The 13,200-nt window shown below is 46.2% G+C and carries 10 protein-coding genes; all 10 read left to right on the top strand.

What is annotated here, in order from left to right; translation table 11 throughout:
- Window positions 1-34: 34 nt before the first annotated feature.
- The 10 genes from KH172YL63_RS19290 (at window position 35) to KH172YL63_RS19245 (ending at window position 13,100) form a co-directional block, all read left to right on the top strand.
- Window positions 35-1,144 carry an aminopeptidase gene (locus KH172YL63_RS19290; RefSeq protein WP_173107617.1) on the top strand — a complete coding sequence of 370 codons (1,110 nt, stop codon included), beginning with the start codon at window positions 35-37 and terminating at the stop codon, window positions 1,142-1,144.
- Between the two features lie 13 nt (window positions 1,145-1,157).
- Window positions 1,158-1,991, top strand: coding sequence for a DUF1028 domain-containing protein (locus KH172YL63_RS19285; RefSeq protein WP_173107616.1), 834 nt, complete (start codon window positions 1,158-1,160; stop codon window positions 1,989-1,991).
- Window positions 1,992-2,123: 132 nt separating this feature from the next.
- The gene (locus KH172YL63_RS19280; RefSeq protein ID WP_197747082.1) at window positions 2,124-3,248 is read left to right on the top strand and encodes a YecA family protein; all 1,125 of its coding nucleotides are present in this window, start codon (window positions 2,124-2,126) and stop codon (window positions 3,246-3,248) included.
- A gap of 415 nt (window positions 3,249-3,663) precedes the next feature.
- Window positions 3,664-6,174, top strand: a complete 2,511-nt coding sequence (secA, locus tag KH172YL63_RS19275) for a preprotein translocase subunit SecA (RefSeq protein ID WP_173107614.1) — start codon at window positions 3,664-3,666, stop codon at window positions 6,172-6,174.
- A 568-nt stretch (window positions 6,175-6,742) separates the two neighbouring features.
- A protein-coding gene (prfB, locus tag KH172YL63_RS19270; protein ID WP_173107613.1) for a peptide chain release factor 2 occupies window positions 6,743-7,844 on the top strand; the annotation gives its coding sequence in 2 pieces (ribosomal slippage) (window positions 6,743-6,814 and window positions 6,816-7,844; 1,101 coding nt in all).
- Window positions 7,845-8,350: 506 nt separating this feature from the next.
- Window positions 8,351-9,223 carry a YitT family protein gene (locus KH172YL63_RS19265; protein WP_173107612.1) on the top strand — a complete coding sequence of 291 codons (873 nt, stop codon included), beginning with the start codon at window positions 8,351-8,353 and terminating at the stop codon, window positions 9,221-9,223.
- 72 nt (window positions 9,224-9,295) lie between these two features.
- On the top strand, window positions 9,296-9,607 hold the full coding sequence (cccB, locus tag KH172YL63_RS19260) for a cytochrome c551 (RefSeq protein ID WP_173107611.1): 312 nt from the start codon (window positions 9,296-9,298) through the stop codon (window positions 9,605-9,607).
- Between the two features lie 555 nt (window positions 9,608-10,162).
- On the top strand, window positions 10,163-10,849 hold the full coding sequence (gene ftsE / locus KH172YL63_RS19255) for a cell division ATP-binding protein FtsE (RefSeq protein ID WP_173107610.1): 687 nt from the start codon (window positions 10,163-10,165) through the stop codon (window positions 10,847-10,849).
- The gene (gene ftsX, locus KH172YL63_RS19250; RefSeq protein WP_173107609.1) at window positions 10,839-11,723 is read left to right on the top strand and encodes a permease-like cell division protein FtsX; all 885 of its coding nucleotides are present in this window, start codon (window positions 10,839-10,841) and stop codon (window positions 11,721-11,723) included. The genes ftsE and ftsX overlap by 11 nt, the downstream gene beginning before the upstream one ends.
- Before the next feature lie 39 nt (window positions 11,724-11,762).
- Window positions 11,763-13,100, top strand: a complete 1,338-nt coding sequence (locus KH172YL63_RS19245; protein WP_173107608.1) for a murein hydrolase activator EnvC family protein — start codon at window positions 11,763-11,765, stop codon at window positions 13,098-13,100.
- Window positions 13,101-13,200: the final 100 nt, after the last annotated feature.

The raw sequence follows: 13,200 nt of genomic DNA, 5'->3' as shown, positions 1-13,200 counted from the left end.
GTGTGAATGTAGACAAAAAAGAGGGGGAACCACAATGAGAGATCCACGATTAACACAGCTGGCGGAAGTGCTGCTGACGCATTCACTGAAGATGAAAGAAGGGGAGAAGCTTTTCATTACTGGAGAGTATTCAACGAAGCCTCTTGTAAAGGAACTGGTTGCAAAATCTTATGATATGGGAGTCATTCCGTATTTTGAGTTCGGAGATATGGAACTGCAACGGATCGTCGCTACCCATGCGAAACCAGAGCAGATGATTTTGAAAAATAAATGGAATTTGCAGCAATACGAGGATATAGACGCGTTTATCCATATTTCAAGTGAGCTCAACGATGCGGAGATGAGTGAGGTACCGGCTGAGCAGTGGCAGCTTTTGATTCCTCATATGAAAGAGTCCAATGATTACTTGATTCAAAATAAAAAGTGGGTTCTTTTAAACTATCCGAATCCATCACTTGCCCAAAAAGCGAAGATGAGCAACGACACGTTTTTTGATTATGTATTGGACGTTTGTACGGTCAACTATCAGCAGATGGAAGAGGCGCAGAAACCGCTGAAAGAGCTGTTGGACAGGACGGACAAGGTACGTATCACCGGTGAAGGGACGGACCTTACGTTTTCGATCAAGGATATTCCGTCGGTCATGTGCTTTGGTGAACGGAATATCCCGGACGGGGAAGTGTACACGGCTCCTGTGAAGGACAGTGTGAACGGGACGATTACATATAACACGCCGACATTGTACCGTGGATTTACGTTCAACCATGTGTCGCTGACGTTTGAAGATGGGAAAATTGTGAAGGCGACGGCGGATAAAACGAAAGAATTGAACGATATTTTGGATACGGATGAAGGGGCGAGGTTCATTGGGGAGTTTGCCCTCGGGGTAAATCCGAAGATCAATGAGCCGATGCTGGATATTTTATTTGACGAAAAGATCAACGGGAGCTTTCACTTCACACCTGGACAGGCGTATGAGCAGGCTGACAACGGCAATCGTTCCAGCGTCCACTGGGATATGGTCTGCATCCAGCGTCCTGAATACGGCGGCGGGGAAATTTATTTTGACGATGTGTTGATACGGAAAGACGGGTTGTTTGTAGTAGATGAGCTGAAAGGATTGAATCCTGACGCGTTAATTTAAGGAGGGCTTCACCATGACGTATTCCATTGTAGGCTATGATCCGGAAGAGAAAGAGTGGGGGGTCGCGGTTCAGTCCAAGTTCCTCGGTGTAGGGTCGGTTGTTCCGTTTGCAAAGGCCGGTGTAGGGGCTGTGGCGACCCAATCGTTCGCGAATACTTCATACGGTCCGCAGGCACTCCGGTTGATGAAACAGGGAAAGACGGCCGAGGAGGCCCTTGAAATTGTGACAAAGGACGATCCCGACCGCCCGCTGCGGCAGGTTGGGATGATTGATTCATGTGGAAACCCGGCTACGTTCACGGGGGAAGGCTGCTATCACTGGGCCGGTGGACAGACGGGCAAGCACTTCGCTGCCCAGGGGAATATTCTGGTGAATCAGGAGACGGTTAAGAAGATGGCGGAAAGCTTCGAATCGTCGGCCGGTTCCCTTGCCGAAAGGCTGTTGGGGGCCCTCGCTGCCGGTCAGGAAGCTGGCGGGGATTCCCGGGGCATGCAGTCTGCGGCCCTTTTAATTGTAAAAGAAAATGGTGGCTATGGCGGCTTCAACGACCGGTACATAGACTTAAGGGTGGACGATCATGCTTCACCGATTGAAGAGTTGCAGCGGCTTTTTCATCTTCATCAGCTGTATTTCCAAGCATCGAAGTCTGATAGAGTCGTAGCGCTCGAAGGAGAAATCCGGGGCGATGTGGAGCGTGAACTTACCCGGTTGGGCTACGGGAAAGAACATCAATCTCTTCATCAGAATCTAAAAGACTACCTGCACACGGAAAACTTTGAAATGCGTGAGCAGGAAGGGGATTATATCGATCTTGATGTATTGGATTATATGAGAAATCAGGGGTAATAGCCCGTGATGGGACCAGTCGGAAATCGATTGGTTCTTTTTTCTTGCCCTGAAACAGTTTAACGAACGCTTGAAATGTTATATAATGAATGTTTGTGTACGGGACTCGAGAATTTGGAGGTAAATACAAACATGAGTACAGTCGGAAGAAATGAACCATGTCCTTGTGGCAGTGGGAAAAAATATAAGAAATGCTGCGAAAATGCTGTGAATATAGATGCGTTGGTAAATCAGGAATTGGATGTGCTTCAGGCACAGCTGTATGATTTCATCGCAACCGCTCAGTCTGCCGAGATGGAAGAATCTTATCATCGTTACTTAACGAAAATGGATCTGATGCAGGCAGACCCGGATATTTATGAAATGGCGTTTGTCAGCTGGTACGGTGCGACTCAAAAGGATGGGGAAGGCGTCCGCCTGATTGAGCGATTTGTGGATAAGCAACTGGGTACGGTTACCCGTCCTCAGACAAAAGCAGTGCTTGAATCATGGAAGAATGTCCGTGTGACGGCTGGTACAGTCGAGAAAATTGACGATCAGACGCTGCGTGTCCAGGAAGCAATCTCAGGTGATACACTTGTTGTCACCGAGAAATTCGGTAAGCTTGAGGAGAACAGCTTCTTCTTGGGATTACTGCTGCCGAACGGTGAGAAGTATCTGCCATTCGCTCAATACTTCATTTATCCTGTGATCGAGAAAGCCGCAATGGAACTTGTGAAGATCCGCTACGAGCAAGGTGAATTTACGAACCTGAACGATTATCTATCAGGACAGTACCTTGAACTTGCAGATGTAGGATTCGTCCTTTACAGTGCCGAAAAGAAGAAGGCAGGGAAAGCCGCGGCACCTGCTAAGCAAACAGAAGAAGCGGATGCTGTCCTTGAATCTGGTGAAGAAACAGAAGCCGGAACGGAAGGCATCGAAATCTGGAAAACCCCTGAGTACGTGGAGGCGATCACTGCATTGCAAAGCTTCCTTACTGAAAAAGGGGAGAATAAAAAAGAAAGCGATCTGCTCGTAGCCGTATTGGAAAAATACTTCTACACAGAACGCCCGACGATCCGCAACCCGAAAATCTACTCGGGCGCGATGGTCGACATGGCGAAGAACATCGACGAAATCAGCATCCGCCACGTTCAAAAAGAACTGGCCGAGCACTTCGACGTCTCCGCCAACAGCATCTCCAGACGAAGCAAACAAATCTGGGAAAGCTACCAGGACACCGTCCAGGAACTGCTGAAAACGGTAAACGCCTGACAACCAAATCTAAGATGCAACTGAAAGTCGTCTGAAAAGGCGGCTTTTTTTGGTGTGCTTTTTGAGGGACGGACCTCCCTTTTGATGATTTTTATAGGAGGGAAGCTTGATACCATAGCATTCCTTTCTCCTGTGGACGGGAATCTGGAGGTCCGTCCCTCAAAGACCAGCACGTCCCTCCTCCACAAAAGCCTCCAGTTGTAACCAATAGGGGATAGTGGTAAGATTGGTAGGGAATATATCGTGTTTTTTGGGAGGATATCGGGCTTTTGTAGCGAATTTTATGTAGAGTGAGTGGAGCGTGAATCGGATGATTTACAAGGATTTCACATCTTTCTCATCGGAATCTCATTTTCTTTCGTTATACTGGTGACGTTTGGCTCTCATTTAAACACAGATAAAGGAGCGTTCATATATGCTTGGTCTACTGAATAAAGTGTTCGATGCAAATAAAAGAGAATTAAAGAGGCTTGAGAAACTGGCCGATCAAATAGAAGAATTAGGCCCGGATATGGAGCGTTTGACGGATGACGAAATCCGTGAAAGAACGGAGCGTTTCAAAGAACGCTACCAAAAAGGTGAAGAATTAGAGGATATGCTCGTTGAAGCATTTGCTGTCGTGCGGGAAGCGGCCCGCCGCGTGCTTGGTCTGTATCCGTACCGTGTTCAGCTCATGGGTGGTGTCTCCCTCCACGGCGGGAACATCTCCGAGATGAAAACCGGTGAAGGTAAAACGTTGACGGCGACCATGCCGGTGTACTTGAATGCGATCACAGGTAAAGGCGTTCACGTCATCACGGTCAATGATTACCTGGCGAGCCGTGATGCCGAGGAAATGGGCAAGTTGTACAACTTCCTTGGCCTGACTGTCGGCCTGAACCTGAACTCCATGTCCAAGGACGAGAAGCGGGAAGCGTATAAAGCCGATATTACATACGGTACGAATAACGAATTCGGTTTCGACTACCTTCGTGACAATATGGTCCTGTACAAAGATCAAATGGTGCAGCGTGACCTTCATTTTGCCGTCATTGATGAGGTTGACTCAATTCTAATCGATGAAGCCCGTACGCCACTCATCATTTCAGGTAACGCACAGCGCACGCCTCAGCTTTATATCCAGGCGAATGCGGTCGTCCGTACGCTGAACAGAGATGAAGACTACACTTATGATGAAAAAACAAAGGGTGTGCAACTGACCGAAGATGGAATCAGCAAGGTGGAGAGAGCGTTCCACATTGAAAACCTGTTCGATATTTCACACGTTACCCTGAATCACCACATCAATCAGGCGTTAAAAGCTCATGTAAGCATGCACCGTGATGTGGACTACGTGGTGCAGGAAGGTGAAATCATCATCGTCGATTCATTCACGGGACGTCTGATGAAAGGCCGCCGTTACAGTGACGGACTTCACCAGTCAATCGAGGCTAAAGAAGGCCTTGAAATCCAGAACGAAAGCATGACGATGGCAACGATCACGTTCCAGAACTACTTCCGTATGTACGAAAAGCTTTCCGGTATGACCGGTACGGCGAAGACGGAAGAGGAAGAGTTCCGTAACATTTACAATATGAACGTCATTGTCATTCCAACGAATAAACCAATCGTCCGTGATGACCGTGCCGATTTGATTTATGCTTCCATTGAAGGGAAATTCAATGCAGTAGTGGAAGACATCAAGGAACGCCATGAAAAAGGACAGCCGGTACTGGTCGGTACTGTTGCTGTTGAAACGTCAGAGCTTATTTCCAAGCTGCTGACGAAAAAAGGCGTACGTCACAACGTCCTCAATGCGAAAAACCATGGACGAGAAGCGGAAATCATCCTCGAAGCGGGTCAGCCTGGCGCGGTTACGATCGCGACGAATATGGCCGGCCGTGGTACGGATATCAAGCTTGGCGAAGGCGTCATCGATCTTGGCGGTCTCGCGGTAATCGGAACCGAGCGTCACGAATCACGCCGTATCGATAACCAGCTCCGTGGACGTTCGGGACGTCAAGGTGACCCGGGTGTCACGCAATTCTACCTCTCCATGGAAGATGAACTGATGCGCCGCTTCGGCTCTGACAACATGAAGAGCATGATGGAACGCCTTGGTATGGACGATTCACAGCCGATCCAGAGTAAAATGGTCAGCCGTGCCGTTGAATCAGCTCAAAAGCGGGTTGAAGGAAATAACTTCGACGCCCGTAAACAGCTTCTTCAATATGATGATGTCCTCCGTCAACAGCGTGAAATCATCTACAAACAGCGTAATGAAGTCATCGATTCTGACAATCTTCGTGAAATCGTGGAAGGCATGATCAAATCAACCATCGAACGTCAGGTGGCAGCCCACACGGCAGAAGAAGAGATGGAGAATTGGAATCTTCAGGGCATCGTCGATTATGTGAACGCAAATCTGCTTCCTGAAAACGATGTAACCGTCGAAGACCTTCGCGGCAAAGAGCCGGAAGAGATGCTTCACTTGATCTATGAAGATGTTCAGCATCGCTACAATGAAAAAGAAGAACAGCTATCGCCGGAACAAATGCGCGAGTTTGAAAAAGTCATCCTGCTCCGTGCCGTTGATACGAAATGGATCGACCATATCGATGCAATGGATCAACTACGCCAAGGTATCCATCTTCGCGCTTACGGACAAAACGACCCGCTTCGTGAATACCAGCATGAAGGTTTCGCCATGTTCGAAAGCATGATCCTCGCAATCGAAGAAGACGTGGCAAAATACGTCATGAAAGCGGAAATCCGCAACAACCTGGAGCGCCAGGAAGTAGCTAAAGGCCAAGCGGTGAACCCGAAGGAAGACGGCGCCAAAGCAAAGAAACAACCACTGCGCAAACAGGCTGACGTCGGCCGAAACGACCCATGCCCATGCGGCAGCGGCAAGAAATATAAACATTGCCACGGCATAACCGGATAAATGAAAGATGCTACCTGGTGCTTATTTTGTTAAAATAAGTGCCAGGTACTTTTCCGTTTTTTATAGGTTGGATAAAATAGAAGGCATGAATAGTGAATGTACTTGTAATAGGGCAGCGGTCATTACACCACTGTTTAATAAGAACGCAAAATCTTTTTAAGAGGGCTCTTTTCGCATAGATTGTTGCTATTATTAGACGTTAATGTGAGCATCTTCGATAATTTGAGACTGTGGAATGAAAAAAATGCCATAGCAATGAATCAAGGTCATTGAATTTGAATGAAGTTGATCATTATTATTCAGAAGATGAATAAGCAGTTTATCCAATGAATTTTTGGTTTTTATCTTCGATGGTTGATTGGAGCGGAAGATGCTCGACTCCTGCGGGAACTGATGGACAGGTGAGACCCCGCAGGGCAGAGCCCGAGGAGGCTCACCGCCATCCCCGCGGAAAGCGAGCATCTGGAGCGGAAATCAACCGCATCTCGCTTATTTAAAAGCCACAATGTTTACGAGAACAGCCTTTACGCAAAATCAACAACCCAAATAACTATAGAGGTGACCACACATGGAAATTTCAGAAATCAGAGCAGAGTTAGAAAAAACAGCTAAGACATTAGCGGACTTCAGGGGGTCTCTTTGACTTAGAAAACAAAGAGGCAAGAATTCAGGAACTGGATGAAATCATGGTTCAGCCGGACTTCTGGGATGACCAGCAAAAAGCACAGGGACTCATCAACGAAGGAAACGGATTAAAGGATTTAGTGAACGAGTACAAATCTTTGCTTGAATCCCATGAAAACCTTGAACTTACACTGGAATTAATCAAAGAAGAGCCGGATGAGGAGCTTCAAAAAGATCTTGAAGAAGAGCTTGAAGATCTTGTCAAACGTCTGAATGATTACGAGCTTCAGCTGCTACTAAGCGAGGAGCATGATAAAAACAACGCCATCCTCGAGCTTCACCCGGGTGCAGGCGGGACCGAGTCACAGGACTGGGGTTCGATGCTTCTGCGCATGTACACGCGCTGGGCTGAAAAAAAAGGATTCAAAGTTGAAACCCTTGACTACCTGGCTGGAGATGAAGCTGGGATCAAGAGTGTGACCCTTGCCATCAAAGGACACAATGCGTATGGGTACCTTAAAGCTGAAAAAGGGGTACACCGCCTTGTCCGTATTTCGCCTTTCGATTCTTCAGGCCGCCGTCACACATCCTTCGTATCATGTGAAGTCATGCCGGAATTCAATGAAGAAATCGAAATCGAAATCCGTACGGAAGATCTGAAAATTGATACGTACCGTGCAAGCGGAGCTGGCGGACAGCATATCAATACAACCGACTCGGCGGTCCGGATCACCCACCTTCCGACCAATGTCGTGGTAACTTGCCAATCGGAACGTTCGCAAATCAAGAACCGTGAGTCAGCCATGAAGATGCTGAAAGCGAAGCTCTACCAAAAACGGATCGAAGAGCAAGAGCAGGAACTTGCTGAAATCCGCGGTGAGCAAAAGGAAATCGGATGGGGAAGCCAAATCCGTTCCTACGTCTTCCATCCATACTCCATGGTCAAAGACCACAGAACCAACACAGAATCAGGGAACGTACAAGGCGTCATGGACGGCGACATCGATCCATTCATCAACGCATACCTCCGTTCCAGAATTCAATAACCAACAACAAACTAAAAAGCCCTCTCCGGCATGCCGGAGAGGGCTTTGTTATGAGGGACGGACCTCCACAAATAACGAGTTTCTTCCATTATATGTAACTCTAAACGGGTAATATAAATGCTAACCCTTATGCCATCTGTATTCAAGGATAACCTGATACCCCGTGTCCCCTTCAAATCGCTACCAAACAGAGGTCCGTCCCTCACAACGAAAACGCTCTAACGCCTCAATAGATTAATGCTTTAATACGTTATTGAGCTGTTATTTACACCTCTGTGCACCCATGCTATACTCTCAAAGGTTGAGGCAGAGGGGTTTTGCGTGGTCCGCAAAAACCGGGTGTTTGGATTTGCACCAGCTTGAATTTATAAACAGGGACCAACCGTCCTTACGGTGCAATGTAGGGAGACGAAAACAGGCCAATACAGAGGTCCGTCCTTCGTATTGCATCAAAGGTTTGGGTTGGGTTCATACTATTAATACATAGGGTAAAGGGGTCGTACTGGATGGGTTTGAAGGAAAGGCGTCGGGAGCAGGCTTTTAATCCGAGGAAAGAGAAGTTGTTAGAGTATTTGTTTGTTGTGTTTGGATCGACGATTGTGGCAATTGCGTTCAATGTGTTTTTACTTCCTAATGAAGTGGCATCAGGCGGAGTGAGCGGGATTTCGACGATCCTGTACGGTTTGTTTGACTGGAGGCCGGCGTATGTTCAATGGGCATTTAACATCCCGCTGTTCATAGCAGGATTGATTTTTCTGGGACTTCAGTTTGGTGTGAAAACGGCGATTGGGACCGTATTTTTACCTCTTGTCGTTTACTTGACGGAAGATTGGCAGCCGTGGACAGAGGATCCCCTGCTAGGGGCACTCTTCGGCGGAATTGGAGTCGGCATTGGTCTTGGCATCGTCTTTCGGGGGAAAGCCTCTACGGGAGGGACGGACCTTGCAGCACAGATCGTCAATAAATTCACAGGCTTTTCCCTCGGTACATGTGTCGCCATGATCGACGGCATGATCGTTCTGTCTGCAGCGATCGTCTACGATATCGAACGTGGCTTATACGCTCTCATAGGCTTGTATGTCACGAGCAAGACCATCGATTTGGTGCAGGTGGGGATCAGCAGATCGAAGATGGCACTGATCATTACAAACCGACAAGAAGAGGTACGTGAAGGGATCTTGAGTAAGATCGACCGTGGCGTGACCAAATTATCCGCATACGGGGGATATACGGATGACGAGCGTCCGATCCTGATGTGCGTTGTGGATCAAACAGAATTCACAAAACTGAAACAACTGGTCAAAACCATTGATCCTTCTGCGTTTGTCGTCACAATGGACGCATCCGAGGTCCTTGGTGAAGGTTTCAAACGGGTGTAAACTTGGTATAATTATGTAGGAGAGGAGTGGGAAATCCGCAACTCTAAAATGCTTGAAAAGGGGGAAATAAAAATGAAGAAAAAGCTGCTTGGTGTTCTTTTTGGCGCTTCATTGGTACTGGCAGCCTGCGGTGGAGACGGTGACAGTACAGAAACAAGCTCTGGCGGAGTGGACCCTGAAAAAATCGTCACCAATAAATGCACCAGCTGCCACGGTGGAAACCTTGAAGGTGGTATGGGGCCGGCCCTGAAAAATATCGGTGCCGAACTGAGCAAAGATCAGATTCTTGAAACCATTCAAAACGGAAAAGGACAGATGCCTCCTGGACTCATCAAAGGGGAAGAAGCGGAAGCCGTGGCTGAATGGTTATCGAATAAAAAATAAGCGTGAAACACGGGAAGAGGGTCTGTAACAGATCTTCTTCTTTTTTTTGTATCCGGAAAACCTTCATGAATAGGGAATGTCGACAAATATAAAAAAACTCAATATCCACAGCCACTTTTCACCCTTCTTTAAGTCTATATTACAAAACGTCCCCCAGTATTTATCCTCCCATCACCACGTAAGAATTATAACCTAGTAACTTAATCAGAATAGCATGGGCAAAGGTTTTACAAGAGAAAATAAGAGAGACCTAATGACTTACCTTTATTACCTGGTAATAGGTCGAATAACCTAAAAAAAGCTCAAATAATAGGTAGAATCGACAGGAAAACAGGTAAAAAATTCACATTTTTTTGATTACTGAAACAAAAATGTAATAATTTTTTTCCTTAAAATCGGAGAAAGTGATGTTATAATTATTTTCGGAAGCGTGATTCGAGTTTTTTCACCATTTTTTGTCTAAAAGTGATGAAGACGACTTTGGTTGCGTACCGAGCTCATATGTCGATAACAGCCAAGAGGGTTACTACATAATACAAATTAGGTGATTTTAATATGATAGAAATGAAAGACGTCTATAAGCAGTACAGCAATGGTGTCATGGCTGCTAATGGTTTGAACGTCCACATTAAGCAAGGCGAGTTTGTGTATGTTGTCGGTCCAAGTGGTGCCGGGAAATCTACATTCATTAAAATGATGTACCGTGAAGAACGCCCTTCAAAAGGTGATATTATCGTGAACGGTATTAATCTGGCAAAAATACGAAACAGCAGGGTTCCATATTTAAGAAGAAACGTTGGGGTTGTATTTCAGGATTTCAAGCTGTTACCATCGCTTACAATCTATGAAAATATCGCCTTTGCACTTGAAGTGATAGAAGAACAGCCTAAGCAAATCAAGAAGAGGGTCATGGAAGTGCTTGATCTTGTAGGATTGAAGCACAAAGCAAGAATGCTTCCAAATGAATTGTCAGGCGGAGAACAGCAGCGGGTATCGATCGCACGTTCCATCGTGAACACGCCGAAGCTTGTGATCGCTGATGAGCCTACAGGGAATCTTGACCCTGAAACGTCCTGGGATATCATGAACATTCTCGAAGATATCAGCAACCGGGGAACGACGGTCATCATGGCCACCCATAACCGGGAAATCGTCAATACAATCAAGCATCGGGTAATCGCCATCGAGAATGGCCGGATTGTCCGGGACGAACAGCGAGGTGATTACGGTTATGAAAGCTAGAACATATAGCCGCCACCTGAGAGAGAGTCTTAAAAGCATCGGACGAAACGGCTGGATGACATTCGCATCCGTCAGTGCCGTCACCGTAACATTGTTGCTTGTCGGTGTGTTTATTGTCCTGATGTTAAACATGAATAAAGTTGCAACAGACATTGAAAGAGACGTTGAAGTGCGGGTATTGCTTGAAATCGGTACGGAAAAGTCTCAAATCGATGCAATTGATAAGAAGATTCACTCCATAAGCGGGGTCGAATCGGTTGAATATTCTTCCAAAGAGCAAGAACTTCAAAATCTTGTGAAGGATCTTGGAGATGACTTCAGACTATTTGAACAGGATAACCCGTTATACGATGTGTTCATCGTGAAAGCGGAAAATCCCCGGGAAACTGGTAAAATAGCTCGGGAAATTAATCAGTATGAAGGTGTCAATGAAGCCTTGTACGGTGAAGCGAAGATTGAAAAATTATTCAATGTGCTGGAAATGAGTCGAAACGTTGGACTTGTGTTGATCATCGGTCTATTGTTTACCGCTATGTTCCTCATCTCGAATACAATCAAAATCACCATTGTCGCGAGAAGAAGGGAAATCGAGATAATGAAACTCGTAGGTGCAACCAACTGGTTTGTACGCTGGCCATTCATATTAGAAGGATTATGGCTCGGAATTTTAGGTTCTATTATCCCGATCGCTCTTGTCACAACAGGTTACTACTATGCTTATGAATTTATTAAACCAAAACTACAAAACCATTTTATTCAGATATTAGATTTTACCCCTTTTATCTATCAAGTAAACGGATTGATTCTATTAATGGGTTGCTTGATCGGGGCTTGGGGAAGCTTTATGTCCGTACGTAAGTTCTTAAAAGTGTAAAATTTGATAGGTTGATAGAAGCTGAAAGGAGCATGCCGCTTGAACAAGAAGTATTTTGTATCATTAACAATCGCAGCAGCATTAACAATCGGAAGTCTACCAACGTTAGCTACAACTGCTAACGCTAACTCCTCTGTAGAGGACTTGAAGAAACAGCAGGACAACATCTCTTCTAAGAAAGAAGAAATCAACGGCAAGATTGATGAGAAGAAAGCAGAGATTAATCAAAATATCACTAAACAAAAAGATATTCAGGCACAGATTGCGGAGATCAGTACCAAACTAAAAGATACTGAAACTAAAATCACTGAAAAAACAAAAGAAATCGATGAGACGACTGAAAAAATCAACAAACTTAAAGAAGAGATCGAAGTTCTGAAGAAGAAAATCGCAGAGCGCAATGAGCTTCTTAAAGAGCGTGCACGTGCAATCCAGGAAAAAGGCGGCTCAGCAAACTACCTGGATGTACTTCTTGGTGCGGACAGCTTCGGAGATTTTATCAACCGTGTAACAGCAGTGAACACAATCGTCAGTGCAGATAAAAAGATCATGGACGAGCAGAAACGTGATCAAGCTGAATTAGAGAAGAAGCAAGCAGAAGTTGAAAAAGAACTTGCAGACCTTCAAGCTTCCAAAGCGAATCTTGAGTCACTGAAAAAAGACCTGGACAGTCAAAAAGCGAAAAAAGCTGACCTGTTCAAGCAGCTCGAAGCACAACAAGCTACACTGAAAGTAGAAAAAGCAGACCTTGAAAAAGAATCTGAAGAGCTTTCTAAAATGGAGCACCAGCTTGAAGGTGAAATCCAGGCTGAACAGGCACGTCTAGCCGAGCTTGCCCGTAAACGGGAAATCGAACGCAAGCGCCAGGCTGAAGCAGAAGCTGCAAAACGTGCGGCATCCCAGCAACAGGCGACAGGCGGTTCATCTTCATCTCCAGCGGCGTCAGCTCCAGCAGCACCTGTTAGCGCCGGTGCATGGACATCTCCAGCTTCAGGAACGGTTACAACCAACTTCGGCTGGGATACGCTGAACGGCAAGCAACGCTTCCACTATGGGATGGATATCGCAGCACGGGGCAGTGTGCCGATCTCTGCAGCGGCAGATGGTTATGTTATTAAAAGCCAGTACAGTTCAAGCTACGGAAACGTCGTATACATCACTCACTCTATCAATGGTAAAATGTTCACCACTGTATATGCCCACATGTCTTCTTCTTTAGTCGGACAGGGACAAGCAGTGAACAAAGGTGATCAAATCGGTTATATGGGGAATACAGGCTACTCATTCGGACAGCATTTACACTTTGAGCTTCATGCAGGCCCTTGGAATGCATCCCATTCAAACGCTGTAAACCCACGTCAATACATCAACTTCTAACATCGAACCCCCGCTTTGAACAGCGGGGGTTTTTTATTGTGCGCCCGGCATGGGTGTGATCTATAGGGTGAGAGTCCCGAGCCGTGAAGACAGTTGTAGC

It is taken from the genome of Bacillus sp. KH172YL63 (assembly GCF_011398925.1).
GTDB lineage: Bacteria > Bacillota > Bacilli > Bacillales > Bacillaceae_B > Rossellomorea.
The sequence above is the reverse complement of the archived record's forward strand: the minus strand, read 5'-3'. Positions and strand labels throughout refer to the sequence as shown.